At 65.2% G+C, this 18,187-nt stretch carries 14 protein-coding genes; 6 read left to right on the top strand and 8 right to left on the bottom strand.

Going from position 1 to position 18,187, the window contains the following annotated elements:
• Positions 1–170: 170 nt before the first annotated feature.
• The 4 genes from D6Z43_RS03795 to D6Z43_RS03780 form a co-directional block, all read right to left on the bottom strand.
• On the bottom strand, positions 171–1,460 hold the full coding sequence (locus tag D6Z43_RS03795; protein WP_120650573.1) for an NAD(P)/FAD-dependent oxidoreductase: 1,290 nt from the start codon (positions 1,458–1,460) through the stop codon (positions 171–173).
• On the bottom strand, positions 1,453–2,127 hold the full coding sequence (locus D6Z43_RS03790) for a peptidase S8 and S53 subtilisin kexin sedolisin (protein WP_120650571.1): 675 nt from the start codon (positions 2,125–2,127) through the stop codon (positions 1,453–1,455). The genes D6Z43_RS03795 and D6Z43_RS03790 overlap by 8 nt, the downstream gene beginning before the upstream one ends.
• Positions 2,117–3,850, bottom strand: a complete 1,734-nt coding sequence (locus tag D6Z43_RS03785) for an ABC transporter ATP-binding protein (RefSeq protein WP_120650569.1) — start codon at positions 3,848–3,850, stop codon at positions 2,117–2,119. The genes D6Z43_RS03790 and D6Z43_RS03785 overlap by 11 nt, the downstream gene beginning before the upstream one ends.
• A gap of 127 nt (positions 3,851–3,977) precedes the next feature.
• The gene (locus D6Z43_RS03780; protein ID WP_120650567.1) at positions 3,978–5,885 is read right to left on the bottom strand and encodes a sigma-54-dependent Fis family transcriptional regulator; all 1,908 of its coding nucleotides are present in this window, start codon (positions 5,883–5,885) and stop codon (positions 3,978–3,980) included.
• Between the two features lie 217 nt (positions 5,886–6,102).
• On the opposite strand from D6Z43_RS03780, the gene D6Z43_RS03775 reads away from it, so the two are divergent.
• The 6 genes from D6Z43_RS03775 to D6Z43_RS03750 all read left to right on the top strand — a co-directional run bounded on the left by D6Z43_RS03775 (position 6,103) and on the right by D6Z43_RS03750 (position 13,308).
• Positions 6,103–6,501, top strand: a complete 399-nt coding sequence (locus D6Z43_RS03775; protein ID WP_028630063.1) for a MerR family DNA-binding transcriptional regulator — start codon at positions 6,103–6,105, stop codon at positions 6,499–6,501.
• A 42-nt stretch (positions 6,502–6,543) separates the two neighbouring features.
• Positions 6,544–7,707, top strand: coding sequence for an isovaleryl-CoA dehydrogenase (locus tag D6Z43_RS03770; protein ID WP_120650565.1), 1,164 nt, complete (start codon positions 6,544–6,546; stop codon positions 7,705–7,707).
• A 109-nt stretch (positions 7,708–7,816) separates the two neighbouring features.
• Positions 7,817–9,424, top strand: a complete 1,608-nt coding sequence (locus tag D6Z43_RS03765) for a carboxyl transferase domain-containing protein (RefSeq protein ID WP_120650563.1) — start codon at positions 7,817–7,819, stop codon at positions 9,422–9,424.
• 101 nt (positions 9,425–9,525) lie between these two features.
• On the top strand, positions 9,526–10,320 hold the full coding sequence (locus D6Z43_RS03760; protein WP_120650561.1) for a gamma-carboxygeranoyl-CoA hydratase: 795 nt from the start codon (positions 9,526–9,528) through the stop codon (positions 10,318–10,320).
• 2 nt (positions 10,321–10,322) lie between these two features.
• Positions 10,323–12,266 (top strand): acetyl/propionyl/methylcrotonyl-CoA carboxylase subunit alpha, encoded by a 1,944-nt coding sequence (locus D6Z43_RS03755; protein ID WP_120650559.1) that lies wholly within the window; start codon positions 10,323–10,325, stop codon positions 12,264–12,266.
• 136 nt (positions 12,267–12,402) lie between these two features.
• Positions 12,403–13,308 (top strand): hydroxymethylglutaryl-CoA lyase, encoded by a 906-nt coding sequence (locus D6Z43_RS03750; protein ID WP_120650557.1) that lies wholly within the window; start codon positions 12,403–12,405, stop codon positions 13,306–13,308.
• Positions 13,309–13,513: 205 nt separating this feature from the next.
• Here the strand turns inward: D6Z43_RS03750 and D6Z43_RS03745 are convergent, their stop codons facing one another.
• The 4 genes from D6Z43_RS03745 to D6Z43_RS03730 all read right to left on the bottom strand — a co-directional run bounded on the left by D6Z43_RS03745 (position 13,514) and on the right by D6Z43_RS03730 (position 18,094).
• Entirely contained in the window at positions 13,514–14,932 is a 1,419-nt protein-coding gene (locus tag D6Z43_RS03745) for a short-chain fatty acid transporter (protein ID WP_120650556.1), read from the bottom strand.
• 447 nt (positions 14,933–15,379) lie between these two features.
• Positions 15,380–16,558 (bottom strand): acetyl-CoA C-acetyltransferase, encoded by a 1,179-nt coding sequence (locus tag D6Z43_RS03740; protein WP_120650554.1) that lies wholly within the window; start codon positions 16,556–16,558, stop codon positions 15,380–15,382.
• Between the two features lie 144 nt (positions 16,559–16,702).
• Positions 16,703–17,359 (bottom strand): CoA transferase subunit B, encoded by a 657-nt coding sequence (locus tag D6Z43_RS03735; RefSeq protein ID WP_120650552.1) that lies wholly within the window; start codon positions 17,357–17,359, stop codon positions 16,703–16,705.
• A 36-nt stretch (positions 17,360–17,395) separates the two neighbouring features.
• Positions 17,396–18,094, bottom strand: coding sequence for a CoA transferase subunit A (locus D6Z43_RS03730; protein ID WP_120655174.1), 699 nt, complete (start codon positions 18,092–18,094; stop codon positions 17,396–17,398).
• Positions 18,095–18,187 lie beyond the last annotated feature (93 nt).

The following is an 18,187-nucleotide window of genomic DNA, read 5'->3' as shown; positions in this document are numbered from 1 at the left end:
AGGCGACTTGCGCGAGGACGATGCCCGCCGATCCAAATGCGACAGCGCTATTGCCTGATAGGTCTTTTTGCGTAGGACCGTGACAGCAAAATAATGGCGTTTGCAGGCTGGCTGGGGATCTGGTTGACGGAAAGAGCGCCATCCACCGTACAGTCTCTACTGCCGGGACTTCAGGGCCGATAGCCCTGCGCCAGCAACCAGCCTTGCACCATCCGCCGTTGGGATTCGGGCAAGGTGGCCAGTGCGCGATCCAAGTCCCCTCGCCGGAGGGCATTGATGATGGGCGCGAGTTCGACACCTTGCAGGTGCCAGATGCCCAGGGGCTGGTCGGCGGTGACCACTACTTCGGCTTCGTCGATCTGGTCGTCGTGGATCACCGGGGCGCGCGCTACCCTCACCCGACTGAAATCGGCTGCCGCATGCATGGGTTCGGCATCCGGCCAGATGCGGCGGTCGCGCCAGAAGGGCTGGTCGGGCCAGCGCTGTTCCAGGGCGTAGAAGTCCCGACCGGTGCGGGCGAAACGCAGGAAGAGGTGTTCCACCCGGCGCTGGTGGAACCGACGGGCAAGGTCGGTGCGCTCCGGGCGTTGCAGCATGGTATTGATCACCGCCGGTGCCTGCAGGGCGGAAGACAGAGACTGGAAGATGCCGTTGCCGGAGAGCGGGTCCACTGCCATGGCGGCGTCCCCAACCCTCAGCCAGTTCGCGCCGCTGGCTTCATGAAAGAGAATGGCGGTGCTGCTGCGGGCGTGCAGGCTGGCGGGGTGCAACGCACTTTCGCCAAACAGCTCGCGCACCAGTGTCGATTCGGCACGACGCTGAGCGCAGTAATCGGGGAGTTGGTCCTTGGGCGGCAGGTCACGGGCGTCCAGGGTGATCTGCCAGTAGCAGCGCCCATCCTCCAGGCGCGCCATCCAGGCCCAGCCATCGCGCAGGCTTTCCACCGCCGAACCCGGACGGCCGGGTGATTCCTGCCACTGGTTCAGCAGGCTCAGGGTTTCCGGCCCGCGCAGGCGCCCCCCGGCCAGGGGCGCCTGGCGACCACGGGCTTCAACGAGGAAGTCGGCGCGCAGTGGTTCGCCCGCTTCGATCTGGATCAGGTGACCGTCATCGGTGCTTTCCACTTTCAACACGCGAGCTTCCAGTACTTCGATACCGGCCTCGCGCAGGTCTTCGCGGATGGCCGCATCGAAGCGAGGGCGATCCAGCAGGGACTCCTGGTTGATGGATTGGCCGTCGCCATTCCACAGCACCCGACGGGGCGAAGGGGCCGCAGCACAGGCGAGTGCCTGTTGCAGGCCAGCCTGACGCAGGCCGTCCAGCACGCGCTGGGAGACGCCTTCAACTGCTGCAAAGCGCCGCCATTCACTGATCACACGCACGCCATAGCCGAGTCGCTTCAACCCCAATGCGACCGCTGCGCCGGCAGGGCCCGCGCCGAGCACGACGATTTCAGACATGACCACGACGCTCCGGCCCTTCGTAGGTGGCGCCTTCGCGCAGCCACTCCAGTAGCGACTCACGACTGGCGCCAGGACGGGCTTGCAGGTAGCCGGCGATGACTCCGCTCAGTGCCGCGCAGCCGACACTGGAGCCGGCCAAGCCGTTGGCCGCCGCCACATGAGCACCGAAGTCGGCCTGGGGGCTGTTCAGCCAGGACCATTGCCCCGGCGCGCAGCGGGCGTCACCGGTCACGCGGATCACGCCCGGATAAGCGGCCGGGTACACCGGATCGCCCTGGGCGGGGCTTGAGGCGCAGAGCAGGATGCCGGCGGCATGGGCGAGCACACAGGCTTCGCGCAGCACCGGGCGGTCGTTGCGCAGACCAAGGCTCATGTTCACCAGCGCGACGTCCTGGTCGATCAGCCAATGCAAGGCGGCGGCAATCTGCAAGGGGCTGGTCTGCCAGCGCTCAGCGAAGACCTGGGCGACACAGAGGCGGACCGGGCCGCACTGGCTCGTCAGGGTGTCCAGCACCACGCTGCCGTGGCCAAGGGCGTCGGGCTGGGTGTCGCCTTCCTTCAATTCCCCGCCTTCCAGCCAGAAACGGCGCGACTGAGCGACGAGCCCGCCCTGTTCCAGCGCAAAGCCGCTGTCGATGATGCCGATGGCGAGTTCAATGGCCATGAGTCACCTGCTCGGGTTCCAGGCCGTGCAGTTGGCCGTGCTCCATACGAAAGGCGATATCGGCCTGAGCCAGGGTGGAAGGCCGGTGGCTGATGAGGATGCGCGTGCGTCCGGCAAAGAGCTGGTCGATGGCGGCGATCACCTCACGCTCGGTGGCTTCGTCCACCGCCGAGGTCGCTTCGTCCAGCACCAGGATCAGCGGGTCCTGCAGCAACGCGCGGGCGATGGCGATGCGCTGTTTCTGGCCGCCGGAGAGCTGCTGGCCGCGCTCGCCCAGCGGACTGTCCAGGCCCAATGGCAGGGACTCGATCAGGCTATCGAGGCGAGCCAGCCGCGCCACCTGTTCCAGGGCTTCGCGGCTGGCGTCCGGGGCACTGTAGGAAAGGTTCTCGGCCAGCGTGCCACGAAACAGGACGATGTCCTGGCTGACCACGGCAATGCGCCGGCGCAGGGCGAAGAGGTCAAGCTCGCGCAAGTCGGCGCCATCCAGCAGGACGCGCCCCTGGTCCGGGTCGTAGAAGCGTTGCAGCAGGTCGATGAGGGTCGACTTGCCGACGCCGGAAGCGCCGCTCACGGCCACCTTGAGCCCCGCGGGGATCACCGCGTCCAAGCCGTTCAGCACGTTACCTGCACGCTGTTCATGGGCGAAGTGCACGCCCTCCAGGCGCAGCTCCCCCCTACCCTCCGGCATGGGTTTCGGTGCTTCGGGCTGGCGTACCGGCACAGGTTCCTGTTGCAGTTCCATCACCCGACCAAGGCTGACGGTCATGCGCTGCAGGGCGACATACAGCCCCAGCAAGCTCTGCACCGGCCCGACGGCCATGCCGAGATAGGTGGAAAAGGCGATCAGCGCGCCCAGTTGCCAGGTGCCCTGGATCACCCAGTAGCCGCCTATAAGGAATGCGCAGGCGCGGGACAGCGAGGTGAGCGTGCCGGGCACGGCGTGAGTGAAGAACTCAGTGACCTGCACCCGCAGCAACTGGCTCATATAGCCCTGGCCCAGACCTTCCAGACGACCGGATTCGCGCTTTTGCTGGCCCGCGGCCTGGATGAACTTCATCGCCGGCAGGGTTTCCACCAGGAAGGAGGACACGTCTGCCGAGCGCTCGCGCAGGCTGCGCACTTCCCGTTCCACCTTGCGCCGCATCCAGCGCAGCCAGAGCACTTCGATGGGGATCAACAGCGCCAGCAGCAACGACAGCTGCCAGGACAGCAGCAACATGAGCGCCACTGCGCCGATCAGGCCAATGACGCTGGAGACGGCGGAGAACAGTGAATCCACGGCGAAACGCTGGATCTCCGCTACATCGCCATCCAGTCGGGAAAGGATGTCGCCGATGCGCTTGCGCCCATAGAAGGCGGGCGAAAGCTGCTGGAGGTGGCGATAAAGGTCATCTCGCAGGGCAAAAAGGATGCGTCCGGAAAGCCGCGTGTGCAGATAGCGGTTGATGCCGGACAGCACCGTGCCGAGGATGCCGACGGCGATCATCGCCACGGCCACCTGCACCAGCATGCCGAAGTCCTTGGCCAACAAGCCGTCGTCGATCAGGGTCTTGGTCAGCCAGGGCTGGGCCAGCACCAGCAGGGATGCGGCCAGGGACAGGCCCAGCAACACCAGGATGGCGCGCAATTGCGGGCGCACGAAGCCATAGAGCCAGGCCAGGGCACGGCGCAACAGGTCAGGGTCGCTGGTTTCCACCAGTTTGAGGAAGAGGCGGGTCATGGAATGCCGGAATGTCGGTTGGCTGTAGTGGGAGCGAATTCATTCGCGATTCGGGTGACAGGTTCGCGGCTGATGCCATGGACCGCTGCGCGGTCCTTCGCGAATGAATTCGCTCCTACAGGAAATGTCATCCGCGCAGCTGCTTCAACTTGCGATACAGGGTCGCGCGGCTGATGCCGAGAGAATCGGCGGCGGCCGAGACATTGCCCTGGTGGCGGTCCAGCGCGCCACGGATCAGCTCCAGCTCGTTCTCGCGGATGCTGCCGGGCTGGCGGCAACTGGCGGTCAGTTCGTCCAGCAGGCTGTCGGTGAGGTGGTCGAGGCCGAGGACCTTCTCGCCCTCCTCGCGCATGGCCAGGGCCGAGCGCAGGACCATTTCCAGCTGGCGAATATTGCCTGGCCAGTCGTAACCGGCGAGCAGCTCGGTGAGGTCCTTGTCGAGGCTGACGTTGGTGGCGCCGAACTTGTGCAGCACGCCGCTGATCATCCCGGCCAGGTCGTCGCGCTCGCGCAGGGCCGGCAGGCGCAGGCTGACGCCGTTGATGCGGTAGTAGAGGTCTTCGCGGAAGTGTTTTTCCTGCACCAGACGCTTGAGGTCGCGGTGGGTCGCGCAGATCACCGCGACGTCGATGTCCTGCTCTTCGCCGGCACCGAGCGGCGCCACCTTGCGCTCTTGCAGCACACGCAGAAGGCGCGCCTGCAGGCTCAGCGGCATGTCGCCGATCTCATCGAGGAACAGGGTGCCGCCATGGGCCTGCATCAGCCGGCCGACCATGCCGCCACGGCGCGAACCGGTGAAGGCGCCTTCACGGTAGCCAAAGAGCTCGGATTCGATCAGCCCCTCGGGGATGGCGGCGCAGTTCACCGCCACGAAGGGTTTGTCGGCGCGCGGGCCAGACTGGTGCAGCGCGCGGGCGACCACTTCCTTGCCGGTGCCGGTTTCACCCAGTAGCAGCACTGGCAGCTCGTTGGCCAGCCCCTGGCGGGCCATACGCAGGGCACGGGCGAAGCGGCTGTCGCGGCCAGCCAGTTCTTCGAGTATCTGGGCCTTCTGCGCGGACGGCGCCTTGGCTGTGGGTGCAGGACCACTCAGGTTGGTGTGGCGAGGCACCTGCAAGGCACGGAAGAAGAACTCGCCCTTGGCGGTCTGCACGCTGCTCACGCCCCCCTGCAGCAGCCGCGCGATGAACTGCGGCGAGCGCTCGCCGATGAGGTCACTGGAACGACGCCCCACCAGGGATTCACGGCGTACCTGCAAGAGGTCGCAGGCACGTTCGTTGGCAGCCAGCACTTCGCCGTCGAGGCTCAGCGCCAGCAGGCCGTGCCAGGCGCTGCCGAGGTACTGCGGACGGTTGTGGAAGGCCAGCACCAGATGGTCGGGGTAGCAGAGGCCGAACATCCGGCTCTCGATGTTGCCCGCCGCCAGCATCAGGGTGGAGAGGTTGTCCTGGGGCTGCGCCATGACACCTTCACGGGTCAGGTCGAGCACACCCACCACACGCCCCTGGGGATCGCGCAGGGGTACCGAGGTACAGGAAAACGGGCTGAGTCGATCGAGGTAATGCTCGCCGCAGTTGATCAGCGTCGGGCGCCCTTCGACCACCGCGGTGCCGATGGCGTTGGTGCCGCGCAAGGATTCGCTCCAGCAGCTGCCGGGCTTGAGGTCACGCAGGCCGAAAGTCTTGAGGAATTCGGTCTGGCCCTCGATGGCCAGGACGTTGGCCTGGGCGTCGCCGAGGATGATCAGCCCACCCTTGCCCTGTTGGCTGACCAGGTATTCCAGCTCCGGGGTGGCGGCGTCGATCAGCAGGCGGTTGCTGTCCAGCAGCAATTGCAGGTCGTGGCCCTGTTCCAGGCCCACCTGATCGCCTTCCAGACAATTGAGGCCATGGCCCAGGCTGCGCCGCCAGGAGGCGTCGATTTCGTCACGCAGCACGCCTTGGGGCAGTTCACCCTCGCTGGCCAGTTTCAGTCGAGCCTGCCGCGACTCGTGCAGTGGATCGGCAGCGGTTTTTATTCGAATGTCTTGCGCCATCTCTCGCTCCAGCGTGCGCCCCGGCATGGTCCGGCGGTCAGTCGCACGCCTTGAATGTCTACACCCCCGGCCCGCGTCCGTAAAGAGCGGCGCCACTCCCCTGCAAGGAGCAAGTATCAAGCCATTCCGGCGGTCGTCTGCCATTGCGGTGCGCAGTTGACAGTCAGGTTGGCACAGGTTTACGTTAACGTAAAGGTAAACACCACGAGCCCTGACAATGCCCACCACTTACAGCATCTCCGACCTGGCCCGCGAACTGGACGTCACCACCCGCGCCATCCGCTTCTATGAGGAGCAAGGCATGCTCAGCCCCGAGCGCCGAGGCCAGGAACGCATCTACAGCCCGAAGGACCTGGTGGCGCTGAAGCTCATCCTGCGCGGCAAGCGCATCGGTTTCTCCCTTGCCGAATGCAAGGAGCTGATCGACCTCTACGACCCCAGCAGCGGCAACCGCAAGCAGCTGCAAACCTTCATGGACAAGATCGCCGCGCGCCGCGCGCAACTTGAACAGCAACTGCTGGATATCCAGCAGATGCAGCTGGAACTGGATACGGCCGAGGAACGCTGCCTGGCGGCCATGGCTGAAACCGAACGCAAACAGGGCGTCAACGCCTGACCCCTCCCCCACTCACCGACAATGACAAGCACAGGTGTAACGATGAGCTATCCCACTCTCAACTTCGGTCTCGGCGAGACCATCGACATGCTGCGCGACTCCGTCTATCAGTTCGCTCAAGCCGAGTTGGCCCCGCGTGCCGCTCAGATCGACCGCGATAACGAGTTCCCCATGGACATGTGGCGCAAGTTCGGCGACATGGGCCTGCTGGGCATGACCGTGGAAGAGGAGTACGGCGGCACCAACATGGGCTACCTGGCTCACGTTGTAGCCATGGAAGAGATCAGCCGCGCGTCCGCCTCGGTCGGCCTGTCCTACGGTGCCCACTCCAACCTGTGCCTCAACCAGATCCGCAAGAACGGCACTCACGAGCAGAAACTCAAGTATCTGCCCAAGCTGTGCTCCGGCGAACACGTCGGCGCGCTGGCCATGAGCGAACCCAACGCCGGCTCGGACGTAGTGTCGATGAAGCTGCGCGCCGATAAGAAAGGCGACCGCTACGTACTCAACGGCAACAAGATGTGGATCACCAACGGCCCGGACGCCAACACCTACGTGATCTACGCCAAGACCGACGTCAACGCTGGCTCGCGTGGCATGACTGCCTTCATCGTCGAGCGCGACTTCAAGGGCTTCTCCCGCCACCAGAAGCTGGACAAGCTGGGGATGCGCGGTTCCAACACCTGCGAGCTGGTGTTCGAAGACGTTGAGGTGCCGGAAGAAAACGTCCTCGGTGCGGAAGGCCGTGGCGTGGCCGTATTGATGAGCGGCCTGGACTACGAGCGTACCGTGCTCTCCGGCGGCCCGACCGGGATCATGACCGCCTGCATGGACGTAGTGCTGCCCTATGTGCACGAGCGCCAGCAGTTCAAGCAGTCCATCGGCGAATTCCAACTGGTGCAGGGCAAGCTGGCCGACATGTACGCCGGCATGAATGCCTCCAAGTCCTACCTGTACACCGTGGCCAAGGCCTGCGACCGCGGCGAGGAATCGCGCAAGGACGCAGCTGCAGTGATTCTCTATACCGCCGAAATGGCCACCAAGATGGCCCTGGACACCATCCAGCTGCTGGGCGGCAACGGCTACACCAACGAGTACCCGGCGGGCCGCCTGCTGCGTGACGCCAAGCTCTACGAGATCGGCGCCGGCACCAGCGAAATCCGCCGCATGCTGATCGGCCGCGAGCTGTACAACGAAACCCGCTGATCGCCACACCGAGCCCCTGTAGGAGCCAGCTTGCTTGCGAACAAGGCTTCGCCAGCAAGCTGGCTCCTACAGGAAAGCGCCGGCACAGACACTCGACGGAGCGCGCCAGATGGCCATCCTGCACACCCAGATCAACACCCGTTCCCCGGACTTCGCCCGCAACAGCGCGGCGATGCTCGAACAGGTCGGCGCCCTGCACACCTTGCTCGGCCGCATCCATGAAGGCGGCGGCGCCAAGGCCCAGGAACGTCACACCTCGCGTGGCAAGCTGCTGCCCCGCGAACGCATCAACCGCCTGCTGGACGCCGGCTCGCCCTTCCTCGAAATCGGCCAGCTCGCCGCCCACGAGGTCTATGGCGAAGACGTACCCGCCGCTGGCGTGGTGGCCGGCATTGGCCGAGTGGAAGGCGTGGAGTGCATGATCGTGGCCAACGACGCCACGGTGAAAGGCGGCTCCTACTACCCGCTGACGGTGAAGAAGCACCTGCGCGCCCAGACCATTGCCCAGCAGAACCGCCTGCCCTGCATCTACCTGGTGGACTCCGGCGGCGCCAACCTGCCGCGCCAGGAAGACGTGTTCCCCGACCGCGAGCACTTTGGCCGCATCTTCTTCAACCAGGCCAACATGAGTGCCATGGGCATCCCGCAGATCGCCGTGGTCATGGGCTCCTGCACCGCCGGCGGCGCCTACGTGCCGGCGATGTCCGACGAAACCATCATGGTGCGCAACCAGGCCACCATCTTCCTGGCTGGTCCGCCGCTGGTGAAGGCCGCCACCGGTGAAGTGGTGACCGCCGAGGAACTGGGCGGCGCCGACGTGCACTGCAAAGTGTCCGGCGTGGCCGACCACTACGCCGAGAGCGACGAGCACGCCCTGGCGCTCGCCCGTCGCAGCATCGCCAACCTCAACTGGCGCAAGGCCGGCGAAGTGAACCTGCGCGCCCCGCTCGCCCCGCGTTACGCCAGTGACGAGCTGTACGGCGTGATCCCGGCTGACGCCAAGCAACCCTTCGACGTACGAGAAGTCATCGCCCGCCTCGTGGACGATTCCGAGTTCGATGAGTTCAAGGCGCTGTTCGGCACCACCCTGGTCTGCGGCTTCGCTCACCTGCACGGCTACCCCATCGCCATCCTCGCCAACAACGGCATTCTCTTCGCCGAGGCCGCGCAGAAAGGCGCGCACTTCATCGAGCTGGCCTGCCAGCGTGGCATCCCGCTGCTGTTCCTGCAGAACATCACCGGCTTCATGGTGGGCAAGAAGTACGAAGAAGGCGGCATCGCCAAGCACGGTGCCAAGCTGGTGACGGCAGTGGCCTGCGCCAAGGTGCCGAAGTTCACCGTGATCATCGGCGGCAGCTTCGGCGCCGGTAACTACGGCATGTGCGGCCGCGCCTATGACCCGCGCTTCCTGTGGATGTGGCCCAACGCGCGCATCGGCGTGATGGGCGCCGAGCAGGCCGCCGGTGTGCTCACCCAGGTCAAGCGCGAACAGAGCGAACGTGCCGGCCACAGCCTGAGCGCCGAGGACGAAGCGCGCATCAAGCAGCCGATCCTCGAGCAGTACGAGCGCCAGGCGCATTCGTACTACTCCAGCGCGCGGCTGTGGGACGACGGTGTGATCGATCCGGCGCAGACCCGCGACGTGCTCGGCCTGGCCCTCTCCGCCAGCCTCAACGCCCCGATCGAGCGGACCACCTTCGGCGTGTTCCGCATGTAACTCCTGCTTGCGAGCGGTGGAGCCGTCGTAGGAGCCAGCTTGCTGGCGAACCCCGGTACCACCGCTGATCGCGAGCAAGCTCGCTCCTACAGGAGAGCACGATGACCGACTTCACCACCCTGCAACTGGACTTCGCCGACAACGGCGTCGCCACCCTCTGGCTCAACCGCCCGGAGAAGAACAACGCCTTCAACGCCGGGATGATCCGCGAACTGATCCTCGCCCTGGACGCCATCAAGGACCAGGGCAAGGTGCGCTTCCTGATCCTGCGCGGCCGTGGCCGGCATTTCTCCGCCGGTGCGGACCTGGCCTGGATGCAGGAATCCGCCCAGCTCGACTACAACGCCAACCTCGACGATTCCCGCGAACTGGCCGAGCTGATGTACAACCTCTACCACCTCAAGGTGCCCACCCTGGCCGTGGTGCAAGGCGCCGCCTTTGGGGGCGCTCTGGGCCTGATCAGTTGCTGCGATATGGCCATCGGTGCGGTGGACGCGCAGTTCTCCCTGTCGGAAGTGCGTATCGGCCTTGCGCCGGCAGTGATCAGCCCCTTCGTGGTCCAGGCCATCGGTGAACGCGCTGCGCGCCGCTATGCCCTGACCGCCGAGCGCTTCAGCGGCGAACGTGCCCGCGAACTCGGCCTGCTCGCCGAGTGCTATCCGGCCGAGGAGCTGGATCAGGCGCTGGAGGCCTGGACCGCCAATCTGCTGCAGAACAGCCCGCAGGCCATGAGCGCCACCAAGGATCTGCTGCGCGAAGTCGGTAGTGGCGTTCTCAGCCCCAACCTGCGCCGCTACACCGAAAGCGCCATCGCCCGCATCCGTGTAAGCCCCGAAGGTCAGGAGGGCCTGCGCGCCTTCCTGGAAAAACGCAAACCGTCCTGGCAGGAGCAATAACAATGATCACCACCCTGCTGATCGCCAACCGCGGTGAGATTGCCTGCCGCGTCATGCGCACTGCCAAGGCGCTGGGTATCCGAACCGTCGCCGTGCACAGCGCCATCGACCGCAACGCCCGCCATGTGCGCGAAGCCGATATCGCCGTCGACCTGGGTGGCGCCAAGCCAGCGGAAAGCTACCTGCTGGTGGACAAGCTGATCGCCGCCGCCAAGGCCAGCGGCGCACAGGCCATCCACCCCGGCTACGGTTTCCTCTCGGAGAACGCCGGTTTCGCCCGCGCCATCGCTGATGCCGGGCTGATCTTCCTTGGCCCGCCGGCCACCGCCATCGACGCCATGGGCAGCAAGTCCGCCGCCAAAGCGCTGATGGAAGCCGCCGGCGTACCGCTGGTGCCCGGCTACCACGGCGAAGCCCAGGACCTGGAAACCTTCCGCACCGCCGCCGAACGCATCGGCTACCCGGTGCTGCTGAAAGCCGCCGCGGGTGGCGGCGGTAAGGGCATGAAGGTGGTCGAGCGTGAAAGCGAACTGGCCGAAGCGCTGGCCTCCGCCCAGCGTGAAGCCCAGTCCGCCTTTGGCGACTCGCGCATGTTGGTGGAGAAGTACGTCCTCAAGCCGCGCCACGTGGAAATCCAGGTGTTCGCCGACAGCCATGGCAACTGCCTGTACCTGAACGAGCGCGATTGCTCCATCCAGCGCCGTCACCAGAAAGTCGTGGAAGAAGCGCCCGCGCCCGGCCTCTCGCCGGAAATCCGCAAGGCCATGGGTGAGTCCGCCGTGCGCGCCGCCCAGGCCATCGGTTACGTGGGTGCGGGCACCGTGGAATTCCTGCTGGATGAACGCGGCGACTTCTTCTTCATGGAGATGAACACCCGCCTGCAAGTGGAGCACCCGGTTACCGAAGCCATCACCGGCCTGGACCTGGTGGCCTGGCAGATTCGCGTTGCTCGTGGTGAAGCGCTGCCCATCACCCAGGAACAGGTGCCACTGATCGGGCACGCCATCGAAGTGCGCCTCTATGCCGAAGACCCGGACCAGGACTTCCTGCCCGCCAGCGGCCGCCTCGCCCTCTACCGCGAAGCCAACGCCGGCCCAGGCCGTCGTGTGGACAGCGGTGTGGCCGAAGGCGACGAGGTATCGCCCTTCTACGACCCGATGCTGGCCAAGCTGATCGCCTGGGGCGAGAACCGCGAAGAAGCCCGTCAACGCCTGCTGGCGATGCTCGACGAAACCGCCGTGGGCGGCTTCAAGACCAACCTGGCCTTCCTGCGTCGCGTACTGGCCCATCCGGCCTTCGCCGAGGCGGAACTGGACACCGGCTTCATCGCCCGTCACCAGGAGCAGCTGCTTCCCGCCCCGACCGCCCTGCCCCCGGCCTTCTGGCAGGTGGCTGGCGAAGCCTTCCGCCAGGGCGAAGCCGAGCGCGTGCGCGGCGACGACCCGCACTCTCCCTGGAGCCGCAACAGCGGCTGGCGCGCTGGCCTGCCGAGCGAAACCGACCTGCACCTGGCCTGCGGCGACGAGCGCCAGGTGGTGCGCCTGCGCGGCACCGCCGCCAGCCCGATCCAGCTCAAGGGCGAACAGATCACCCTGGAGCAGGACGGCCTGCGCCGCCAGCACCTGGCGATCCGTCGCGGTGAAAACCTCTACCTGGAATGGAACGGCGAACTGCGCAGCGTCACCCGCGTCGACCCCATCGAGGAAGTGGAAGCCAGCCACGCCCATCACGGCGGGCTGACGGCGCCCATGAACGGCAGTATCGTGCGCGTCCTGGTGGAGGCCGGCCAGAAAGTCGAGGCCGGTACCGCCCTGGTGGTGCTCGAAGCCATGAAGATGGAACACAGCATCCGCGCGCCCCACGACGGCGTGGTCAAGGCGCTGTATTGCACCGAGGGCGAGCTGGTCAACGAAGGCACCGCGCTGGTGGAGCTGGAGGAGGCCTGACGCCTTGTCCGGCGCGCACGGCGCACCCTACCTGGGAGATCCCGGATGTAGGGTGCGCCGTGCGCACCAATGCATTTAGGTCGTAGGTTGGTGCCGGGCTTGCAAAGCCGGACACCCTGACTCGAGAGATGACGCAATGACTATTCCCAGCAAGGTTCGCCTGGTCGAAGTCGGCCCGCGCGATGGCCTGCAGAACGAGAAACACCCCATCAGCGTCGCCGATAAGGTGCGCCTGGTGGACGATCTCACCGCCGCCGGCCTCGGCTATGTCGAAGTCGGCAGTTTCGTATCGCCCAAGTGGGTGCCGCAGATGGCAGGTTCCGCCGAAGTCTTCGCGCAGATTCAGCGCAAGGCCGGCGTGACCTACGCGGCTCTGGCGCCGAACCTGAAAGGCTTCGAAGCCGCGGTGGAAGCTGGAGTGAAGGAAGTGGCGGTGTTCGCCGCCGCATCCGAGTCCTTCTCGCAGAAGAACATCAACTGCTCGATCGCCGAGAGCCTGGAACGTTTCCTGCCGGTGATGGAAGCGGCCAAGGCCAATGGCATCAGCGTGCGTGGCTACGTGTCCTGCGTGCTGGGCTGTCCCTATGACGGTGAGGTGCCCGCCGAGCAGGTGGCCGCCGTCGCCGCCGAGCTCTACGCCATGGGCTGCTACGAAGTTTCCCTGGGCGACACCATCGGCACCGGCACCGCCGGCGCAACCCGCCACCTGATCAACGTGGTGGGTACCCGCGTGCCGCGCGACAGGCTCGCCGGTCACTTCCACGACACCTTCGGCCAGGCCGTGGCGAACATTCATGCCAGCCTGTTGGAAGGCATCGCCGTGTTCGACAGCTCGGTCGCGGGGCTGGGCGGTTGCCCCTATGCCAAGGGCGCTACCGGCAACGTCGCCACCGAGGACGTGCTCTACCTGCTCAATGGCATGGGCATCGAGACCGGCATCGACATGGGCAGGCTGGTGGACGCCGGCCAACGCATCTGCGCAGTGCTCGGCAAGGAAAATGGCTCGCGGGTGGCGCGGGCCATTCTGGCGAAGAGGGGCTGATAGCGGTTCGCCCCTCCACTACAGGGGTGAATTCATTCGCCAAGGAGTGCGTAGCGCTCCGGCTACGGTTTCAATCTGAAGGTCTTGTTGGGTGAAAGGCATGCCCCCTCACCCCAACCCTCTCCCTTAGGGAGAGGGGGCTGTCCGTGCGACCGTTCAGGATTGCGCGCTGTGATCGGGTGAGGGATGCCTTCCCTCCTTACCCTCAGGGCATGACCGGCGGCACATACGTCAGCGTTGTACCCAGCGCCCACAGCAGCACCATCACCAGCGGGATGTGCACCAGCAACTGGACGAAGGAGAAGCCGATCAGATCGCGCGCCTTCAGGCCCAGAACGCCCAGCAGAGGCAGCATGTAGAACGGGTTGATCAGGTTCGGCAGCGCCTCGGCGGCGTTGTAGATCTGCACCGACCAGCCCAGGTGGTATTGCAGCTCATTGGCCACCTGCATCACATAGGGCGCCTCGATGATCCACTTGCCGCCACCGGATGGGATGAAGAAGCCCAGTACGGCCGAATACACCCCCATCAGCAGCGCATAGGTGTCGTGGTTGGCGATCTGCACGAAGAAGGTGGAGATGTGGTGTGCCAGGGTCTGACCGTCACTGCCGTTCACGGTAGTCATGATGGCGGCGATGGAGCCGTACAGCGGGAACTGGATCAGCACGCCGGTGGTGGTGGGCACAGCGCGGGCCACGGCATCCAGGAAGCTGCGCGGGCGCCAGTGCAGCAAAGCGCCAGCCATGATGAACAACAGGTTGTAGGTGTTCAGGCCGGAGATGGCGGTGATCGCCGGCTTGCTGGCGAACTCCTGGGCCAGCCAGCCTCCCGCCAGAGCCACCAGCAGGATGATCAGCAATGGGCTGTGTTCCAGCCATTCGCCCGGACGGGTCGGCTTGACCTGCGGCGGTGCGGTGAAGCTTGGGTCAATGCCGCAGGCCTTGGCGTCACGGGCGCTGGCGGCACTGGGTGCGGTCATGTAGGCAATGATCAGCGACACGACGACCAGCGCCAGCAGCATCACGCCCGACTGCCAGAGGAAGATGGTTTCGGTGAAGGGGATCACGCCAGTGATGGCGAGGATCGACGGCGGTAAGCTGGCCGGGTTGGCCTGCAGCTGCGCGGCCGAGGACGAAAGCCCCAGTGCCCACACGGCGCCCAGGCCCAGGTAGGCGGCGGCACCGGCGGCTCGGTAGTCCATCTTGAGCTCTTCACGGCGGGCCAGCGCGCGTACCAGCAGGCCTCCGAACACCAGGGAGAGGCCCCAGTTCAACAGTGACGCGACCATGGAGATCAGCGCCACCCAGCACACGGCAGAACGGCCGTTCTTCGGCACGCGTGCCAACAGGTCGATCAGGCGCGAGGCCGGGCCGGAGCTGGCGACCACGTAGCCACCAATGACCACGAAGGCCATTTGCATGGTGAAGGGAATCAGGCTCCAGAATCCGTCGCCGAAGGCCTTGGCGGCCTGGCTGGCCGGGGCACCCATGCCCAAGGCAGCGACGGTAACCAGCAGTACGGCAACTGCGGCGAAGACCCAGGAGTCGGGGAACCAGCGTTCCGCCCAGGCGGAGCAACGCATGGCAAAGCGTGCTGAGCGGCTTTCTTGAAGTTGTGTGGCCATCGGGTACCTCGGGAGTGTTGTTTTTATCGGCAATCGCCCAGCCGCAATTGCAGCCGGGCGCCGGGACAGTGGTCTTGGTCGAATCCGAGGGTCTTTGCCCTCTTTCTGTCTGAAACGACGACGCCACGCCCTATTGGGGCATGGCGAGGTCTGGTGCCCGTGACCGTTCGGCCTTGGGCTCGTGCGTGATGGCCTTGCGAGGACCAGGTGGGCCCGGTCCGTTGGAACTTTCTAGTTATAGGTGAAGCAGCCGTAGGTTGGTCCGAGCCTGCGAGGCCCAACGATTGGGCCCGCCTAACTCAGCGCCAACCTACGAGGGTGAAGCTGCCGGAGGGTGGATCACGCTTCATCGATCCACCATCGGAGTCCGGACGTAGCGCCTAGGGTGGAAATCAAAAGCGATTTCCACCCTACATGACCCGCAGCGCGGGTCGAATGTGTTGCGGCTTAGCGCTCGATGGCCAGGGACACGCCCATGCCACCACCGATGCAGAGGGTGGCAAGACCCTTCTTCGCGTCGCGCTTGATCATTTCGTGCAGCAGGCTCACCAGTACGCGGCAGCCGGAAGCGCCGATGGGGTGACCCAGGGCGATGGCGCCGCCGTTGACGTTGACCTTGGCCATGTCCCAACCCAGCTCCTTGCCGACCGACAGCGACTGCGCGGCGAAGGCTTCGTTGGCTTCGATCAGGTCCAGGTCAGCGAGGTTCCAGCCGGCCTTGTCCAGGCAACGACGGGTAGCGGTCACCGGGCCGATGCCCATGATGGCCGGGTCGACGCCGGAGTTAGCGTAGGCCTTGATCCGCGCCAGCACCGGCAGCCCCAGGGACTCGGCCTTGTTGGCGCTCATCAGCACCACAGCGGCAGCGCCATCGTTGAGGGTGGAGGCATTGCCGGCAGTGACGCTGCCGTCCTTCTTGAAGGCTGGCTTCAGCTTGGCCAGGGACTCGGCGGTGGTGCCGGCACGCGGGCCTTCGTCGGTGTCGAAGGCGACGGGGTCGCCCTTCTTCTGCGGAATCAGGATGGGGGTGATCTCATCCTTGAAACGCCCGGCCTCGATGGCGGCGGCGGCCTTCTGCTGGGAAGCGGCGGCGAAAGCGTCCTGCTGCTCGCGGGTCAGGCCGTACTTCTCCACCAGGTTTTCGGCGGTAACGCCCATGTGATAGCCGTTGAAGGCGTCGGTCAGGCCGTCATGGATCATGCTGTCCAGGGCCTTGGCGTGGCCCATGCGCATGCCGGTGCGGGCTGCCGGAAGGATGTAGGGCGCCAGACTCATGCTTTCCTGGCCGCCGGCGATGATCACTTCGGCATCACCGCAGCGAATCGCCTGGATGCCCAGGTGCAGGGCCTTGAGGCCAGAGCCGCAGAGCTTGTTCAGGCTCATGGCCGGTACTTCGACGGGCAGGCCGGCGAGGATGGCGGCCTGGCGCGCCGGGTTCTGGCCGGCACCGGCGGTGAGTACCTGGCCGAGGATCACTTCATCGACCTGCTCGCCTTTCAAACCGGTCTGGGCCAGCAGCTGACGGATTACGGCAGCACCCAGTTCATGGGCGGGAATGTTGGCCAGGGCACCCTGGAAGCTGCCAATGGCGGTACGGGTGGCGGCAACGATTACGACGTCTTGCATGGAGGACTCCATTTGATACGCAGGAGCGAGCTTGCTCGCGAATCGAAGCGATCTTCGCGAGCAAGCTCGCTCCTGCAAATACATTAAAAAAACCGCGCCGGAGGAGCGCCATGCGTGGTGGCCTCCTCCAGAGCGGCAGAGCAATCAGAACGTCATTTCGACCACGTCGTCCGGGACGATCAGGCGGCCGGCGGTTTTCTCGGCGATCTCGGCGATGCTCACACCCGGTGCGGTTTCACGCAGGATGAAAGCGCCATTCTCGATCTCCAGGTAAGCCAGGTCGGTCAGCACCTTGCGGATGCAGCCGGCGCCGGTCAGCGGCAGCGAGCAGCTCTCCAGCAGCTTGGACTCACCCTCCTTGGACGCATGGGTCATGGTGACGATGATGTTGTCGGCACCGGCCACCAGGTCCATGGCGCCGCCCATACCCTTGACCAGCTTGCCCGGGATCATCCAGGAGGCGATGTTGCCCTGCACGTCCACTTCGAACGCACCGAGCACGGTGAGGTCCACGTGACCGCCACGGATCATCGCGAAGGACTCGGCGGAGGAGAAGATAGAAGCACCCTTCACCGCGGTTACGGTCTGCTTGCCGGCGTTGATCATGTCGGCGTCGACTTCAGCGTCGGTAGGGAACGCGCCCATGCCCAGCAGGCCGTTCTCGGACTGCAGCATCACTTCCATGCCTTCGGGCACGTAGTTGGCGACCAGGGTCGGGATGCCGATCCCCAGGTTCACGTAGTAGCCGTCTTTCAGTTCGCGGGCCACGCGCTGGGCCATCTGTTCGCGGGTCAGTGCCATGTCGGTTTCCTCGAATTCTTTTTGTCGTGGTCAGGATCAGGAGCGAACGGTGCGCTTTTCGATGCGCTTCTCGAAGCTGCCCTGGATGATGCGATCGACATAGATGCCGGGAGTGTGGATGTGTGCCGGATCCAGTTCGCCCGGCTCGACGATTTCTTCCACCTCGACCACGGTGATACGGCCGGCGGTGGCCGCCAGCGGGTTGAAGTTCTGCGCGGTGTGGCGATAGATCACGTTACCGAAGTGATCGGCCTTCCAGCCTTTGACGATGGCGAAGTCGCCGGTAATCGACGGCTCGAGGATGAACTTGCGACCGTTGAACTCACGCACTTCCTTGCCTTCGGCAACCGGGGTGCCGTAGCCGGTGGCGGTGAAGAAGGCCGGGATGCCGGCACCACCTGCGCGCATCTTCTCGGCGAGGGTGCCTTGGGGAGTCAGTTCGACTTCCAGTTCGCCGCTGAGCAGCTGCTTTTCGAACAGGGCGTTCTCGCCCACGTAGGAGGCGATCATCTTGCGAATCTGGCGGTCTTCGAGCAGTACGCCCAGGCCGAATCCATCGATACCGCAGTTGTTGGAAACCACGGTGAGGCCCTTGACGCCACGACGGCGGATCTCGGCGATCAGGTTCTCGGGAATGCCACAGATGCCGAAACCACCGGCCAGGACGGTCATGTTGTCGGTCAGCCCGTCCAGGGCTTCCTCGTAGCTGTAAACGCGCTTGTCGAGTCCACTCATGCTCATGTGCCTCTTGTCTTTATTGGTCGCGACGGAGTGCCGCCGGTGAGTGGGCCAGAGCTTCTCCTGACAAGACTGATTTGTTAAGTTTGT

Origin of the sequence: Pseudomonas sp. DY-1 (assembly GCF_003626975.1) — a bacterium.
Taxonomy (GTDB): Bacteria; Pseudomonadota; Gammaproteobacteria; order Pseudomonadales; family Pseudomonadaceae; genus Metapseudomonas.
Note: the sequence above shows the minus strand (reverse complement) of the source record. Positions and strands in the feature narration are given on the sequence as shown.